Annotated in this window: 21 protein-coding genes; 15 read left to right on the forward strand and 6 right to left on the reverse strand. The window is 58.3% G+C overall.

What is annotated here, in order from left to right:
* The first annotated feature begins 2 nt into the window (after positions 1-2).
* From TM5383_RS00655 to TM5383_RS00665, 3 genes are all read left to right on the forward strand, one after another.
* Positions 3-467 carry a thioredoxin family protein gene (locus TM5383_RS00655; RefSeq protein WP_058317122.1) on the forward strand — a complete coding sequence of 155 codons (465 nt, stop codon included), beginning with the start codon at positions 3-5 and terminating at the stop codon, positions 465-467.
* 88 nt (positions 468-555) lie between these two features.
* Positions 556-1,962, forward strand: a complete 1,407-nt coding sequence (locus tag TM5383_RS00660; protein ID WP_058317123.1) for a DUF1800 domain-containing protein — start codon at positions 556-558, stop codon at positions 1,960-1,962.
* 10 nt (positions 1,963-1,972) lie between these two features.
* Positions 1,973-3,250 (forward strand): DUF1501 domain-containing protein, encoded by a 1,278-nt coding sequence (locus tag TM5383_RS00665; RefSeq protein WP_231724975.1) that lies wholly within the window; start codon positions 1,973-1,975, stop codon positions 3,248-3,250.
* A 26-nt stretch (positions 3,251-3,276) separates the two neighbouring features.
* Here TM5383_RS00665 and TM5383_RS00670 read toward each other — a convergent pair whose 3' ends face one another.
* A complete protein-coding gene (locus tag TM5383_RS00670; RefSeq protein WP_058317124.1) occupies positions 3,277-4,002 on the reverse strand; it encodes a response regulator in 726 nt (241 codons plus the stop codon).
* A 168-nt stretch (positions 4,003-4,170) separates the two neighbouring features.
* Here TM5383_RS00670 and mce point away from each other — a divergent pair, with 168 nt between their 5' ends.
* Both mce and TM5383_RS00680 read left to right on the forward strand, forming a co-directional pair.
* Positions 4,171-4,575 carry a methylmalonyl-CoA epimerase gene (gene mce / locus TM5383_RS00675; RefSeq protein WP_058317125.1) on the forward strand — a complete coding sequence of 135 codons (405 nt, stop codon included), beginning with the start codon at positions 4,171-4,173 and terminating at the stop codon, positions 4,573-4,575.
* Complete coding sequence (locus TM5383_RS00680) at positions 4,575-4,856, forward strand: DUF1467 family protein (protein ID WP_058317126.1); 282 nt, start codon at positions 4,575-4,577, stop codon at positions 4,854-4,856. The genes mce and TM5383_RS00680 overlap by 1 nt, the downstream gene beginning before the upstream one ends.
* Positions 4,857-4,922: 66 nt before the next feature.
* Here the strand turns inward: TM5383_RS00680 and TM5383_RS00685 are convergent, their stop codons facing one another.
* Complete coding sequence (locus tag TM5383_RS00685; RefSeq protein WP_058317127.1) at positions 4,923-5,630, reverse strand: EI24 domain-containing protein; 708 nt, start codon at positions 5,628-5,630, stop codon at positions 4,923-4,925.
* Positions 5,615-6,208 carry a nitroreductase family protein gene (locus TM5383_RS00690; RefSeq protein ID WP_058317128.1) on the reverse strand — a complete coding sequence of 198 codons (594 nt, stop codon included), beginning with the start codon at positions 6,206-6,208 and terminating at the stop codon, positions 5,615-5,617. The genes TM5383_RS00685 and TM5383_RS00690 overlap by 16 nt, the downstream gene beginning before the upstream one ends.
* Before the next feature lie 156 nt (positions 6,209-6,364).
* Between TM5383_RS00690 and TM5383_RS00695 the strand changes: the two genes are divergently transcribed.
* Positions 6,365-6,634 carry a DUF167 domain-containing protein gene (locus TM5383_RS00695; RefSeq protein ID WP_058317129.1) on the forward strand — a complete coding sequence of 90 codons (270 nt, stop codon included), beginning with the start codon at positions 6,365-6,367 and terminating at the stop codon, positions 6,632-6,634.
* A gap of 7 nt (positions 6,635-6,641) precedes the next feature.
* On the opposite strand, the gene TM5383_RS00700 is transcribed toward TM5383_RS00695, so the two are convergent.
* Positions 6,642-6,884: a DUF8831 family protein gene (locus TM5383_RS00700; RefSeq protein WP_058317130.1), complete on the reverse strand. Its 243-nt coding sequence runs from the start codon at positions 6,882-6,884 to the stop codon at positions 6,642-6,644.
* Between the two features lie 110 nt (positions 6,885-6,994).
* On the opposite strand from TM5383_RS00700, the gene TM5383_RS00705 reads away from it, so the two are divergent.
* The 8 genes from TM5383_RS00705 (at position 6,995) to TM5383_RS00735 (ending at position 11,429) form a co-directional block, all read left to right on the forward strand.
* Positions 6,995-7,750 carry a M48 family metallopeptidase gene (locus TM5383_RS00705; RefSeq protein ID WP_231724978.1) on the forward strand — a complete coding sequence of 252 codons (756 nt, stop codon included), beginning with the start codon at positions 6,995-6,997 and terminating at the stop codon, positions 7,748-7,750.
* Between the two features lie 26 nt (positions 7,751-7,776).
* Positions 7,777-8,130 carry a YigZ family protein gene (locus TM5383_RS00710; protein ID WP_058317131.1) on the forward strand — a complete coding sequence of 118 codons (354 nt, stop codon included), beginning with the start codon at positions 7,777-7,779 and terminating at the stop codon, positions 8,128-8,130.
* A 92-nt stretch (positions 8,131-8,222) separates the two neighbouring features.
* Positions 8,223-8,501, forward strand: a complete 279-nt coding sequence (locus TM5383_RS16655; RefSeq protein ID WP_076400101.1) for a DUF6455 family protein — start codon at positions 8,223-8,225, stop codon at positions 8,499-8,501.
* A 91-nt stretch (positions 8,502-8,592) separates the two neighbouring features.
* Positions 8,593-8,880: a DUF6455 family protein gene (locus tag TM5383_RS00715; RefSeq protein ID WP_058317132.1), complete on the forward strand. Its 288-nt coding sequence runs from the start codon at positions 8,593-8,595 to the stop codon at positions 8,878-8,880.
* A 14-nt stretch (positions 8,881-8,894) separates the two neighbouring features.
* Entirely contained in the window at positions 8,895-9,155 is a 261-nt protein-coding gene (locus TM5383_RS00720) for a DUF6455 family protein (protein ID WP_058317133.1), read from the forward strand.
* Positions 9,156-9,223: 68 nt separating this feature from the next.
* Positions 9,224-9,520 (forward strand): DUF6455 family protein, encoded by a 297-nt coding sequence (locus tag TM5383_RS00725; protein ID WP_058317134.1) that lies wholly within the window; start codon positions 9,224-9,226, stop codon positions 9,518-9,520.
* 64 nt (positions 9,521-9,584) lie between these two features.
* The gene (locus tag TM5383_RS00730) at positions 9,585-9,935 is read left to right on the forward strand and encodes a diacylglycerol kinase (protein WP_058317135.1); all 351 of its coding nucleotides are present in this window, start codon (positions 9,585-9,587) and stop codon (positions 9,933-9,935) included.
* Positions 9,936-10,112: 177 nt separating this feature from the next.
* On the forward strand, positions 10,113-11,429 hold the full coding sequence (locus TM5383_RS00735) for a hypothetical protein (RefSeq protein WP_058317136.1): 1,317 nt from the start codon (positions 10,113-10,115) through the stop codon (positions 11,427-11,429).
* Between the two features lie 51 nt (positions 11,430-11,480).
* On the opposite strand, the gene rimO is transcribed toward TM5383_RS00735, so the two are convergent.
* On the reverse strand, positions 11,481-12,857 hold the full coding sequence (gene rimO, locus TM5383_RS00740) for a 30S ribosomal protein S12 methylthiotransferase RimO (RefSeq protein WP_058317250.1): 1,377 nt from the start codon (positions 12,855-12,857) through the stop codon (positions 11,481-11,483).
* A gap of 139 nt (positions 12,858-12,996) precedes the next feature.
* Here rimO and TM5383_RS00745 point away from each other — a divergent pair, with 139 nt between their 5' ends.
* Positions 12,997-14,946: an AsmA family protein gene (locus tag TM5383_RS00745; protein ID WP_058317137.1), complete on the forward strand. Its 1,950-nt coding sequence runs from the start codon at positions 12,997-12,999 to the stop codon at positions 14,944-14,946.
* Positions 14,947-14,962: 16 nt separating this feature from the next.
* Here TM5383_RS00745 and TM5383_RS00750 read toward each other — a convergent pair whose 3' ends face one another.
* Complete coding sequence (locus tag TM5383_RS00750) at positions 14,963-15,424, reverse strand: lytic transglycosylase domain-containing protein (RefSeq protein ID WP_058317138.1); 462 nt, start codon at positions 15,422-15,424, stop codon at positions 14,963-14,965.
* Positions 15,425-15,471 lie beyond the last annotated feature (47 nt).

Below are 15,471 nucleotides of genomic sequence, written 5' to 3' on the forward strand. Positions count from 1 at the left end.
TCATGAAGGGTGTTTTATCCCTTTTTGTCGGCGCGCTCCTTTGGGGCGCGCCGTTTGTTTTGGCTGACGCAATCCCTGCTGGCTTTAACGACGAACAGATTGTCTGGCATAATCTAAAGCAGGGCCGCGAGCGCGCCGAACAGCAAGGCAAACCTGTTTTCGTTCTCGTGCATGCGACCTGGTGCCCAGTTTGTGGCGAGTATAAATCCGTTTTCTTTGACCCAGAAATTGTGCGGTTAAGTCAGTCGTTTGTGTTCATTCTGATCGACAAGGATGCAGAGGCTGATGCCGCGAGCACTTTGGCACCAGATGGAAATTACGTGCCACGTTCTATGTTCCTGGCTGCTGACGGCACGGTTGATGTGACGCTGAATTCAGGCCGAGATGACTTTCTTTATTTTCTAGCGCCGGATACACCGCGACAGCTGCGTCGCAACCTAAAAAGGGCCCTGCAGAGGTTTCGCTGAAACGTCTAATTGGGTTACGGGGCAGTTTTTGCGACAGATACTGCGACGCCGTGCGTATAACTGGTTCTGATCTAACCGGAGGCGGCGCATGACGTTTGATCCCATACTGGCGGAAAAACGGTTTGGCTACGGGCTATCGCCCATTGCGGAACTGGCCCCTGCGACCAGCGCGGCAGAGGTGCTGGCGCGTGTGCGCGGGCCAGATGACATGGCGGTGCGGTTTCCCGTTGAGGGGTTTTCCACCTTTCGTGAACGTCTGAAAACCGCACAAGCGGTGCAGCGCCGTGCGCGCCGTGCAGGAACGCAGGTGGCCAAGGCAGAGGCAGACCGCCAGCAAAAGGCGCTGCAACGCGCGGCGCGCCAAGGCGAACGTGCATGGTTGTGGCAGGTCATGATGCGCCGCGTCTGGACGCGTGATGGATTTCGCGAACGGCTGACCGCGTTCTGGGGGGATCATTTCACCGCCCGCGGCAAGGTGGGCGTGCTGAAACGCGCCAGTGTTCCCTATATCGAAGACGCCATTCGTCCTCATATCTTGGGCCGGTTCGAGGACCTCTTGGCCTCTGCCGTGACCCATCCGTTGATGCTGCACTATCTGGATCAGGCGCAATCAGTAGGTCCAAACAGCATCCGTGCGCGCCGCAAAGAGGGGGGCGTCGGGCTGAACGAAAACCTCGCCCGTGAGGTGCTGGAACTGCACACGTTGGGCGTTGGCGGTGGCTATAGCCAGCGTGACGTGCGGCAATTGGCGGAACTCCTGACAGGGCTGAGCTACACGGTCGAAGACGGGCGCAAATTCCGCAATCGATTTGCCGAACCCGGTGCCGAGGAGGTGCTGGGCCAGTCCTATGGTGGCGGGCCTGCACGGATGGCGGACATTCGGGCTGTTTTGCGTGATCTGGCGCGTCATCCGACAACCGCACAGCACATTGCTCGAAAACTTGCAGTGCATTTTATCGCTGAAACGCCACCCGCTGATCTGGTGGCTGCCTTGGTCGACGCCTACCGCGATACCGAAGGGGATCTGTCCGCGCTTTATCAGGTGTTGCTGACCCATCCCGCCGCGATGACCCCGCAGCAACAAAACCTGCGCCTACCGGCCGAGTATATGGCCGCGTCTATGCGGGCATTGGCAGTGGCGCCCGAGGTCTACCACCAATTTGGCCGTGGTCGCCAACGCGAACAGTTTATCGTGCAACTCTTTCAGCGGCCACTGGCGGTCATGGGGCAACCTTGGCAGGAACCGCTGGGGCCAGATGGCTGGGAAGAGGCCGATGCCAGCTGGCTGACGCCACAAGGGATTGCCGGGCGTCTGCACTGGGCGCTGGAGGCGCCAGTGCGATTGCGTCCCGATCTACCGGATCCGCGGGTGTTTGTAGAAAGCGCATTGGGTCCGAATGCACCAGAGACTGTGCGTTTTGCTGCGCGCGCCGCTGAGAACCGCCGCGAGGGGATCGCGCTGGTTTTGGCATCGCCTGCATTCCAGCGCCGATAAGGGAGGATACATGATGACACAGCCTGCGAACGCGAACGGCAGAACCCTGAATCGGCGGGATTTCCTGCGCAACAGCCTGTCGCAAGGTGCTCTTCTGGGCTGTTCGGCTGCGGCAAGCCCGTTGTTGACGCCTGTGACCTGGGCCGCTGGACCGTGGGATCACCGATTGGTCGTGATCATTTTGCGGGGGGGTATGGATGGTCTTGATGTGTTGCGCCCTGTTGGTGACCCTGATTTCGCGACCTTGCGCGCGCCTTTGTTGTCCTCTGGCGCGGCGGGGCTTGATCTGACCGGTTTTCATCAGATGCATCCTGCTCTGGCGCCATTGTTGCCACTATGGCGGCGTGGTGAATTGGGCTTTGTGCAGGCGGTTTCGACACCATATCGCGACAAACGCAGCCATTTTGACGGGCAGGATCTACTCGAAGCGGGGACTGCCGATCTGACCGCAGCGGGGCGGGATGGCTGGCTGAACCGGATGTTGCAGACTGTTCCGGGTTTGTCAGGGCAGACGGCTTTTTCTGTAGGGCATGACAATATGCTGCTGCTGCGCGGGGCAGCGGACGTCGCGCATTGGTCGCCGGATGTGGCGCTGTCTCTCAGCCCACAAGGTGCGCGATTGGCGGAATTGGTCATGCATGATGATCCAGCCTTTCATGACGCATTTCTGGAGGCGCAGCAGTTGATGTTGGCAAGGGCCACTTCAGATGGGTTGGCGATGGATGCGGCCGCTGCGGATATGATGATGGAACAGGGCGGGATGGCGGTCACCAGTCAGACCGATGGTCGTCCGGCAGGGATCGAAGCGATCGCCCACTTCACCGCCGAACGCCTACGCGAGGAAACGCGCATTGCTGCTTTCTCTATTGGCGGGTGGGACACACACCGCAGGCAAGTCCGTGGTATGGATCAGGCCCTAGGTTCATTGGTGCAGGCGATTGAGGCGCTGCGCACAGATCTGGGCGATGTTTGGCAGAAAACGGCGGTGGTCGCGATGACCGAATTTGGCCGGACAGCGCGCGCAAATGGGACGGACGGGACCGATCACGGCACTGGTGGCACGATGATGTTTGCGGGCGGTGCGCTGCGTGGTGGGCGTGTCTATGGCGATTGGCCTGGCCTGTCAGAGGCCGCGCTTTATGATCGACGCGATGTGATGCCGTTGGGCGATGTGCGGGCCTATGCGGGGCAGATTATGCGCGGATTGTTTGGTTTGGATCGCAGTGTCATCGAAACACAGGTTTTCCCGGGTGTAGATCTGGCGCAGGCGCCTGCACTTCACCTCTGACGGCATGGTGTGACTTGCGCGGATGCTCAGGCTTCGGCAACGGCGGCGAGGCGTTTGTGCAGTAGCGCCTGAACTGTTTGCATCGCGATTGGCCGGGGGGGACGTGGCGCGCAGGTTGATGCAACCGCATCCAGCCGCAGGCAGGCTGTGTGTAGGGCATGATCCTGCGCACTGTGACTAAGGGACAAGAGGAACTGCACCACATAGTCCAACGTATCCGCATCCATTCCCTGTTCCAGCAGTTTCGCCGCATGGCGCAGATCCTCGGCATAAATCATCGGGTCGGGGCGAATACGGGTGTCATTGACTGCGCGAGGTTCCAGAGGGCGTTGATCGCCGGGCAGTTGCTGCAGGATCATTTCCTGAAATGAGGCCAGCGATGTGAGTGGCTTTGCCATGAACCCGTCTGCCCCTGCATGGGTTGCGGCCTGTTCCTGACTGTCATCCCCGCTGATGGCAACCACGACGTCAATCAAACGCGGAGAGCGGGTGATCCGTCGAATAAGATCCAGCCCGCTGCCATCCGGTAGGCCCAGATCCACCAGCAATACCGTGGGGCGATAGACCCGAAGGTGGCGGTCGGCAGCCGCCAAACTATCCGCCCGACGAATTCGCGCGCCGCTACGTTGGCACAACATCCGCACGGCTTCGCAGGTTAAACGGCTATCTTCGACGATCAGGACAGTACGCCCCAACAAGGGCAGTTCGGGCGTAGGGTAGCGCAGTGCGCGGGGCAGGTCGGTATCGTTCATCGCGTCCTCCTGTGCGGTCAGTGTGCGTCAGGGTGTTGGGACAGGATGAGGGCGAACAGCCTAAGGCAGGGTTAACGTCACGGGCTGCGGCACCTCGGCGCTTGCACGGGGCTGGGTGGCTGCGCATAAGGGGGGCACTTAAATTCGGTAGCCAGAGGAGAGCCCACCATGATTGGACGTCTGAACCACGTCGCCATCGCCGTCCCCGACCTAGAAGCCGCGTCCGCGCAATACCGCAACGCGCTGGGTGCCACAGTGGGTGAACCGCAGGACGAACCCGATCACGGTGTGACCGTCGTGTTTATCGAGTTGCCGAACACCAAGATCGAACTACTCTATCCCCTTGGCGAAGACAGCCCGATCAATGGCTTCCTTGCCAAGAACCCCGCTGGCGGCATCCACCACGTTTGCTACGAAGTCGAAGACATCATTGCCGCCCGCGATCACCTGAAAGAAACCGGCGCACGTGTGCTTGGCTCTGGCGAGCCCAAGATCGGCGCCCACGGCAAGCCTGTTCTGTTCCTGCATCCCAAGGACTTTAACGGCTGCCTCGTAGAACTGGAGCAAGTTTGATGGGCCCTACCTCGGCAATTGTCCTATATGCGGTCATTTGGTTTTTGACGCTGTTTATCGTCCTGCCGATCCGCCTGAAAACACAGGGCGATGTCGGGGAAGTGGTGCCCGGCACCCACGCCGGCGCGCCGGCAGTGACCAACCTAAAGAAAAAGACCCTGATCACTACGGTGATTGCGGCGGTTCTGTGGGCGATCATTGCAGGGATCATTCTGACCGGTACGATTACGGTGCGTGATCTGGACTGGTTCAACCGGATGAGCCAGCCCGATCTGAGCTGATCGGTCGCTTGGAAAAGAAAACGGCGCCTTGCGGGGCGCCGTTTTTTGTTGGTCCTGTGGTGCGTTCTATTGCTGTTTGGCCGCGACCGCGTGGAAAATGTGGGTAAAGGTCGCCGCGCCCAAAATCGGGATTGCCAGGTTCATCAGCGGCACCGATAGCGGGATTGCCATCAGTGTGCCCGCCAGCCAGATGGTTCCCATGTGTTTACGCCGCAACTGTTTGGCGCCTGCGCGCCCGACACGGCGGATCGCCGCAAGCGTGAAGTATTCACGGCCCAGAAGAAACCCGTTCAGCGCCCAGAAGATGAACAGCGCAAACGGGCTGAAGATCGCGTAGACAACCAAGGCCAAGAGGTTCGCAGCGATAATGATCCCTAGAAAGTTCACGGTATCTTTCACCGCCTCGCCAAACGGGACTGATGTTGCGGCTGGCAGATGGGGGTAGTGCTTGTCCTCTACCGCGTGCGCGACATCGTCGAGGAACATTGAGGTGATGGCAGAGGCCACGGGGACCATCAAAAATACCGATAGGACGATCATGAACAACAGGCTGGCCCAAGTGGCCAGATCGTTAACCCAAGTCACTTCACCCACCACAGGCAGGGTGCTGGATGGCCCCAAAATCCACTGCAGGAACCAAAGGAAGCCGACATAGGCCATCGCCAGCAGTACGATTGTCAGCCCGATACCCAGCCACAGAACGCGGCGGAACCTTGGATCGCCGAGTTGGCCCAGTGTTTTGGCAAAGGCGGCAAAAATCATTCCGACACCCATGTTGTCACAGCCTCTAGATCCGGACGGGGGCGTTCAGGCGGCACGGTCTTTTCCGTGCCGATATGGATCAGGCCCGCGATGCGTTCGTTATCGGCCAGACCTAGACCCCGCGTGACAAATTCACGGTCATGACTGGCCCAGCCGGACAGCCAGTTCGCCCCCCAGCCCGATGCCAGCGCCGCATTCAGCAGCTGCAGGCAGGCGGCACCGGCGGAATAGGTGATTTCGACGGCGGGGACTTTCTCATTCGGTTTGACGATCTCCACCACGGCGATGGCCAGATTGCCGTTGGCAAACTGATCAACGCCTTTTTGCACCTGCACCTCATCCAGTCCCAGCACCTGTCCACGTTCGCCTGCTAGCGCGGCCAGACGGGTCAGTGCGGGTTTTTCCAGCACGATGAACCGCCACGGCTCCAGCTTGCCATGATCGGGGCTGCGCGCAGCGGCGGTCAGGATCGGCCGCAACTCTTCGCGGCTGGGAATCGGTGTGGTCAGCGTTTTGGCAGGGCGCGAACGGCGGGTCAGCAGAAACTCAAGCGCAGCAGGGTTGGGGGACAGGGGGCGGATTTCGGGCATCGCGTCTCTTTCTTTGGCAGGTAGCGCTTATGTCGGGGGTAGCTGCCCTGTGGTCAAGGTGGCGGGGGGATGTTAATTCTGCTGCGCACTATCCAGCGCCCTCAGCACCTTGTCCACCGGATTTCAGACGCTCGGGCCGCAGTGAAGGCCGCATATATGACCACCAAGAACACCACTGAGGCTGACCTGTCCGCACATATCGCCCAAGGCGTTTTGTCAGTCAAAGTCACGCCCAAAGCATCGCGCAATCGAATTTCTGTGACTGCGGACGGCGTGCGTGTCTATGTCACGGCGGTGCCCGAGGGCGGCAAGGCGAATGGTGCCGTGCAAAAACTGTTGGCCAAGGCGCTAGGCCTCGCCAAATCTCGTGTGGTGTTGATCCGCGGCGACACCAGCCGTGACAAGCTGTTTCGCATCGACGGGTAAGAGGCCCTTACTTGGGCGGATCAGCGCGCAGCTTGTAGACGCCTTCTGGCAGATCCAGCGCTGCAGCCAATTCCTGTAGTTGATGCAGGGACAGAGTGATCTTGCTGACCTCATCCGTACGGGGATCGTATTGCTCTATCGTCACACATTCCTGAAAGGCATGGATGCTAACATCCTCTTGCAGAGGCGTTTCGCCTTCATCCATCAGCGTGACAACAGTGGCGTCGAAGTCGTGTTCGATGGTAAACATACCTTAACGATAGGCGCTTAGGCTTGGGATGCAAAGGGATTTGGCGTGATGCGCTGTAGGCTGGTGCCGTGATGAAACGGTGCTACATTGTCCCGCGAAGGAGGTTTGCAATGCAGTTTTTAGGCACCTTGGCGCTGTTCCCACCGTTGCCCGCCATGTCCGTGATACGCGCAGGTGTCGCTGTTGTGGTCTTGGCCTTTGTGCTGGCGGGATGCAGCATTCCGACAGTTGGACCGGGGTATCAGCCGGGGTTTGGCAACGGCGGGCAGGCTGTTGAGCGTCAGGTTGCGGAACAGTTCATCCAGGTTGTTGAAACCGTTGAACCTGTGGCGGAACGCGAGTGCCGCCGCCGCACGCGCGGTGAAAACTGTGATTTCCTGATCGTGGTAGACGATCGCCCTGATCAGCCCCCTAACGCGCATCAATTTGTGACGGATAGCGGTCAGCCAGTGATCGCATTTACCTATTCGTTGTTGGAAACCGTACGCAACGCAGATGAATTGGCGTTTGTTATGGGGCATGAGGCTGCGCACCATATTGCCGGCCACCTTGATCGTCAGGCCGCCAGCGCACTGGAGGGGGCAACCATTTTGGGGGGGCTGGTCAGTTTGCGTGGTGGCAACGCACAGCAGATCGAAGAAGCCCAGCAAATTGGCGCCCTGATCGGGTCGCGCCGGTATTCCAAGGATTTTGAACTCGAGGCGGATGCGCTAGGAACAGTCATTTCGTTAAAGGCGGGGTTTGATCCGGTGCGCGGCGCAGCTTTCTTTGACCGCTTGCCTGACCCTGGAAATCAGTTTTTAGGGACACACCCGCCCAACGCGGATCGTTTGGCCACGGTGCGCAAAACGGCAGCCGCGCTTTAATCATTCGGAAAAGTCGAACAAGATAAATGCTACAAATTGAAAACGTCGTCAGCGATCGTGGGTCGCGCTACGCTGTGTCCGGTGGCGCTGCCGCAGATGAGGCAGAGGTGGCTGCGTTCCTGAAACAGCTCAAGCGCGCCAAAAAATATGCGAAGGCAACCCACAACACCTGGGCGATGCTGCAATCGGATGGCACCCAGCGCAAAGGCGACGATGGTGAAAGTGGTGCAGGCAACGTGATTCTACGGATGCTGGAGCGTGAGGATCTACGCGATCATATTGTGGTGGTGACACGCTGGTATGGCGGCAAACATCTGGGTGGGGACAGGTTTCGCCATGTGCAAACCTGTGTGAATGCCTATATCGATGCACTCCCATAAGTATGTAATCTCGTTTTAGTTGATCTGTGTCAAAGTGCGCGATTTGCTGATCGCGCTAACGGCTAGGCCTCTCACTGACCACGAGGCAGCCCATGCAGAACGACACACCCAATCGGCGTCATATGGAATTGTTCCATCATATGGCAGAAGCGTTAGGCGTTGATCTGGAAAAAGAAATCCTTTCCGGCCGAATGAAATTGGGGGATCTGACGACCTCTATCGAGCGTTGTAAACAATGCGCCGGCCCGGGTGCGTGTCGTGCCTGGCTGGACCACGCCCGTCCCGGTTTGGAAGCTTCAACACCCAGCTATTGTCGCAACTCTGAGATGTTGCAAATTCAACGGGTGATGAGCCACCTCCCTCAAGAGTGAGTGGCGAAAGTTCAGACATCTCCTGATTGATCCGAGTCAAAGACGCACCTGATTTGTGTCTTTACCATGGGGCAACCAAGGAGGATTTCTGATGAAGCCACTAGGAAGTTTGAAGCGTCATTTTTGGCTGGCCAAGAGAATGGCCAAGACCACTGGTGTTGATCTGGAACAAGCCCGCGCAGACGGTGCTTTGTCGCAAAAAGACTGGGCAGGCATGGTTGCCCGATGTCGCAGCTGCACCGCACCGGAGGCTTGCTCAAACTGGTTGGATAAATCGGAACTTAGCGGCGGGGCCGAATCCCAGCCGTCTTATTGTGAGAACCGCGCGCGGCTGCAGTCGCTGAAACCAGAAACCACCACCTTGTGTGGTCAAGATTGAACGGAACGCCGACAATGGGACACCGTATAGCACTAGGTTGCCCGGAATTGCATTTCTGGCTGAACCGGTCCGTCGCCCGTGCGATGGGTGTGAACCTGAGCGAAGCAATGGCCGATGGCGAACTGACCGCTCAAGGATATGCAGAAATGGTCACACGTTGCCGTCAGTGTACGCAGGTTACCCAATGCCAGCACTGGCTGTCGCAGGCGTCCAGCCAAGAGGCACCGCCTGAACATTGTTTGAACGCTAAGGAGATGGCGCGCCTGAAACACTGATCTCCAAACATACCGCCCCCAGCTTTTCGCTCTCTCTCAGAAACTCACAGATACTCAGGACCCCCAAGATGAGCTTCTTTGACCGACTGGTCCGAACCGTGGACCTAATGCCGCGCCTTGCGCAACGCCTTGGCATCAACTGGCAAAACCGAATTGATCGTGACCCTTATGGTGCCGCAGAATATCGCGACGCCTTGATGCGTTGTGCACAGTGTTCAAATGACGGCGCCTGTCGGCGTTGGATTGAACAAGTGCACACAGCCGACGCACCGCCGGACTATTGTGCCAACCATGCGCTTTTGCTGCGACTGCGTGATGAAACGCGGGCAGAGGCTGCGAAAACCACAGCGGAACCGCAGGACTAGCGCGCAATGCTTTCCATCTTGACCCACTCTGCCCCGCGACAGCATACATCGGGGCGGAGGCATCATGACTGACTTTCTTTCCCGTTTGAAACACCGCTGCATCTGGAGCTGGGCCGGCTGGCTGGACAGCTGGCGCACGGAACATTCTTTCCGCAGCTGGGTCTGGGCCAATCTGGCCTCTGCCGCGCTGGCCTTTACCCTGCCGCTCAGCGCGGGCGAGCGGGCGCTGATCCTGTCGCTGGGCATTTTGGTGTTGGCGATGGAGCTGATGAATTCCGCCATCGAACGGGTGGTGGACTACATTTCGTTGGATCAGCATGAGCTGGCGAAACAAGCCAAAGACGCAGGCTCCGCCGCTGTTGCCGTGGTGGCGATTGCGACGGGTGTTGCTTGGGTTGTGGTGCTCTGGGGCTGAGGCTCTAATACCAAATCAAAGATTTGGTAGCGCCCGACCCTCCCCACGGGAGCGCGCTTCGCACCCACCCAGGGTCAGGCGCTGGTGGGGGGCATGTAGTGATATAAAATCAATCCTAAGTTGACATCTGCCTCGATCTTACGCCAGCCTCTTCTCAATTGGATTGAGGAGTATTTCATGGATCGACCTGATTATCTTACCCAAGGCGAATGTGCGCGGCTTTTTCCTGTGCTTTCCAATACCTCGAAGGAGGGGCGCACCACTTCAATTGTTTTGGCGTGTCTTAGTAAAGTTGACGAGTTGGGCAGGGCGTTGCTTGCGACTGTTGGGCAGCGGGTTGGTGTGCGATCAAAAGTATCTTGCTTTACCGAAGTTGTATTTGCGAATGATGCGGCGTTGAAGGAGCGGCCAGACGGATTGATCGTTTTGCGTTCGGGACCAAAAGAGTGGAGAGCTTTGGTAGAAGCCAAAGTTGGAAGTGCTGCTCTGTCAGTTGATCAGGTCGAAAGCTATCGTAAAATCGCTAAAGAGAATGGTGTTGATTGTGTGATTACGATTTCTAACCAGTTCGCAACATCTGCTCAGCATCATCCATTGGAAGAGATACGCAAGAGCCGTTCCAAAATACCCGTATTTCATTGGTCTTGGATGTCGATTTTCACCGCCGCTGATTTGTTGCTGAGCAATGATGAGGTTGAAGATAAGGATCAAGAAATTCTGCTGGAAGAGCTATGCCGTTTTCTGACACATGAAAGCGCAGGCATTAAAGGTTTTGAGCGTATGCCGGCTGAATGGGCAGATCTGAATAAGCTTGTCTCAGCCGGTGGCCGCATCCCTGCTAAATCTGCTGAGGCCATTGCGTCAATTGAGGCATGGCATCAAGAAACACGGGATCTGTCACTTATTCTTTCACGTCAAACAGAAACGAGCGTTCATCAGAAGCTGAGCCGCAAACTCATGTCGGATCCGGCCCTTCGCGTAAAAGAAGAACTTTTCGATCTTAGGGAAACACATTGTCTTGCTGCGCTGTTCGACATTATCGATGCTGCGGCACCACTGGAAGTTAAAGCGGACTTAAACCGTCGCACGCTTGAAATTGGGATGACACTGCGGGCACCAGAGGACAAGAAATCTTCCAAGGCGCGGATGAATTGGTTGCTGCGCCAGATTAAGGCCGAAGATGTGGCTGACGTTTTTGTTCAATGTCGCTGGCCAGGGCGTAGTGAAACGACGCAACACAGCTTGCAAGACCTCAGGAATGACCCGGCCCTTTGTGAGGAGGGAAAGGCGGGGTTGCAGGTGGTGAGTTTCCGCATCTTTTCGGCCAAGAGGCTTGGCGCGCGCTTCACTCAGCAGGTCAATTTCATTGTTGATTTAGAGAAATACGTGCCAAGCTTCTATCGCGACATAGGCCAAAACCTTACAGCTTGGCGCCGTCCAGCCCCGCGCATCAGGGAGGAGGAGACGGACTTGGACCAAGAACCACTTTCGTAATTGCATAGGCGGGGTCGGGCGCGACCGGGGCTGGCGCCCCGGGGAATGACTTTAGCGTTTCAGCTGGCCCCACAAATCATACTCCCCAGCCTCATCCACCTCAACACTCACGATATCGCCGACAGACAGCCCTTCGGTGCCTTCATCGATAAATAGGTTGCCATCAATTTCAGGCGCGTCGGCTTTGGTGCGGCAGGTGGCGATGCCGTCTTCGTCGATCTCATCAACGATCACGTCCATCACCTGGCCGACCTTCGCGGCCAGCTTGGCTTCGGAAATGGCTTGCGCCTTTTCCATGAAACGTTCCCAGCGCTCTTGCTTCACCTCATCCGGCACATGGTTGGGCAGCGCGGCAGAGCGTGCGCCTTCGACGTTTTCGTACTGAAAACAGCCAACGCGATCCAGTTGCGCCTCATCCATCCAATCCAGCAGGGTTTGGAATTCCTCTTCCGTCTCACCCGGATAGCCGACGATGAAGGTGGAGCGCAGGGTGATATCCGGGCAGATGCCGCGCCATTCGGCGATGCGGTCCAGCGTGCGTTCGGCGGCTGCCGGACGCGCCATGCGTTTCAGCGTGTCGGGGTGGGCGTGCTGGAAGGGGATGTCCATATAGGGCAGCACCAGACCATCGGCCATTAGCGGGATCAGCTCACGCACATGGGGGTAGGGGTAGATGTAATGCAGCCTTACCCAAGCGCCGAGTGATCCCAGATCACGCGCCAGATCAGTGATGTGGCTGCGGTGTCCGCGCTCCGTCTCATGCTTGCGGTCCAGACCATAGGCAGAGGTGTCCTGCGAAATGACCAGCAGTTCCTTCACGCCGTTTTCGACCAGCTTCTCGGCCTCGCGCATCACCGCGAAGGCGGGGCGCGACGCCAGCTTGCCGCGCATATCGGGGATGATGCAGAATTTGCAGGCGTGGTTACACCCTTCGGAGATTTTCAGGTAGCTGTAATGGCGCGGTGTCAGGCTGACGCCTGAGGCTGGCAGCAGATCAACAAAGGGATCGGGGCTGGGCGGCACAGCGCCATGCACGGCATCCAGCACCTGTTCGTATTGATGCGGGCCTGTGACGGCCAGCACCTTGGGGTGGACGCCAGTGATATATTCGGGATCCGCGCCCAGACAGCCGGTCACGATCACCTTGCCGTTTTCGTGCAGCGCCTCACCGATTGCCTCAAGGCTTTCGGCTTTGGCGCTATCCAGAAATCCGCAGGTGTTCACGATCACCGCGTCGGCGCCCGCGTATTGCGGCGAGATGCCGTAGCCTTCGGCGCGCAGGCGGGTCAGGATGCGTTCACTGTCCACCAATGCCTTCGGGCAGCCGAGGGACACCATGCCGATGGTCGGCTGGCCCGCACGGGGTTTGTCGGAAAACTGCGCGCGCGGGGCGAGGTCGGGGCGGAGGTCTGGCGGATTGCTGGTCATGGCGGGCATATAGTGGAGGGAGGGCGCGCTGGCAAAGGCTTTTGCGCGGAAAACGGCGGGTTACGCCCTTGGTTTATTGTTCTTGCCGGACGGCTGCCTTAGGTTTTGGGGCAAGTGAGGCGGCATTGGGGAATGACAGATGCGTTGGTTGGTTCGGGTTGTTGTGGTGTTGGCGCTGCTGGTGGTGGTCGCTTTGGCCAGCCTGCTGTTGTTGCCAGGCGAAAGGATCGCGCGTGTCGCCCTTGATCAGATCGAGGTGCAGACAGGGCGCAAGGTCACGTTGAGTGGCGAAGTGCAACTCAGCTATTACCCGATCCTTGGTGCCCGCACCGGAGCTGTGGAAATCGCCAATGCCGACTGGTCCGACAATGGCCCTTTGCTGCGGGCTGAGGCATTGAAAATCGGCGTTGATCTTGCCGCATTGATTGCAGGCGATATCAAGATCACGGGCCTAGAGGTGCTGTCGCCAACTGTATTGATGGAACGCCACGCCGATGGCCGCGCGAATTGGGAAATCGGGGTGGATGGGGTCAGCGCCTCAGGGCAGGGGACACCGGCGCAGACCAGTGACAATGCACTGGCTTTGTCGTTGGACCGTGCCTTGGTTAATGATGGTCAGCTGCGCTATCTCGACCACGCCACGGGCAGCGATTTGACCATTAGTGATCTGTCGTTGGATCTGAGTTGGCCAGTGTATCGTGGTGCGGCGGGTTTTGCGCTGACCGCGCGCCCTGCAGGCATGCAGGTCATTAGTGTCAGTGGTGATATTGCTGATCTCGCTGCCCTGATTGAGGGAGGCGTTACAAATCTGAATGCCACCGCCGAGCTGTCTGGGGCAACGGCCGCTTTTGATGGTGTTCTTGGGGTGCCCGCGCAGGCGCAGGGTAGCATTGCTCTGAAAACGGAAGACACATCCGCAACATTGGCGGCGCTTGGGGTGAACGGTGTGGTTCTGCCCCGTGGGGTAGGGCGTCAGGTTACCTTGGCGGGGAATGTGACGCTGACACAGGCGATGCAGCTTAGCCTGCGCGATATGGTGCTGCAGCTGGATCAGAACCGCATCAATGGTGCGCTGGATGTAGATCTGGCGCAGACACGCCCATTTGTGACCGCGCGTCTGCAAGGCGGGCCGCTGGACCTGACTGGACTGGCCGACGGCACCGGATCAGGTGACGACAAGAGCGCTGCGTCGAGCGACGGATGGTCCAAAGCTGCGATTGATGCCTCAGCCCTAGGGCTGGTGAATGCAGATTTGACGTTAAAGGCGCCGTCGATCGCCCTGCCGAACCTGTCGTTTCAGGCCTTGGACCTGAGGGCGGGAATTGATCGGTCCCGTGCGGTGGTTACGTTGAATGCGCTGCAGGGATACGGGGGCAATTTTGCTGGTCAGGTTGTTGCGAACAACCGCAACGGTCTGAGTGTTGGCGGTGACCTGTCAGTATCTGGTGTCGAAATGCAGTCTCTGCTGGGCGATTTGGTTGGCGTCACCCGGTTTACGGGGGCGGCTGATGCGCGTTTGTCCTACCTTGGCGTCGGGCAGAGCGTACATCAGATCATGAACTCCCTCTCTGGCGAGGGGGCAATCAATATGGGGCGCGGCACCATCGAAGGTGTCGATCTGGACAGTCTGATGCGTCAGGGGCTGGCGACGGGGGGAACCACTGTGTTTGACCGCCTCAGCGCCAGTTTCACAATGAAGGACGGGGACCTCAATAACCCTGATCTGCTGCTGGAACTGCCGCTGATCACCGCGCGCGGTGAAGGGCGTGTCGGTTTGGGCAAACGGGATATCGACTATCTGTTCACACCGCAGTTGGGCAGCCTAGAAGATCAGGGCGGCCTTGCCATTCCGGTGCGCATCAAAGGCCCGTGGTCCAGCCCCAAGGTTTGGCCCGATCTGGAACGTGCGGTGGATCTGAACCTGCAGGAAGAAAAGAAAAAGGCCGAAGCCAAAGCCAAGGCCAAGCTGGAAGATAAGGTCAAGAAAGAGCTAGGTATCACCCAGGAAGAGGGGCAGAGCCTAGAGGATGCGGCCAAGCAAAAGCTGGAGGATGAAATTCTGAAAGGGCTGGGCGGGTTGTTCAAATAACCCGCCAAGCCTGTAGTCAGGACCGTAGTCCGGTTTCGTAAAGCAGGCCGCGACGCTTGGCCTCGTAATAGTATCCACGGGCGTACCACATGACGGCCGTGGCCTCATCTCCGTCGGATACCAGCCAAGCCCCGCGCAGATATTTGACCGCGTATTTCAGGTTGGTTTCTGCATCCAGCAGGTCACTGGGTTGACCGCGAAACCCCATAGTGCGGGCCGTTTCCGGTAGGATCTGCATCATGCCCCAATAGGGGCCATTGCGCGCGGCGGGGCGATACATGCTTTCGCGTTGCACCACACGATGCACCAGCGTGCGTGGCACCTCGTATTCATCTGCGTAGCGGTTGATCAACGCGCGAATTTCGGGCGTCTCATTGGGGTAAAGCGGCGGTTCCTGGCGGTCAGGTTCCGGCGTGGCGCGGCCACAGGCGGCCAAGGCGAGTGCAGAAAAAATCAGAAAACGGCGGGAATAACGCATAAACGGGCACCTCCAATATTCGTGATCCTAATCCTACAGCCCTGCCC

The organism is Thalassovita mediterranea (genome assembly GCF_001458435.1).
Taxonomy (GTDB): Bacteria; Pseudomonadota; Alphaproteobacteria; order Rhodobacterales; family Rhodobacteraceae; genus Thalassobius; species Thalassobius mediterraneus.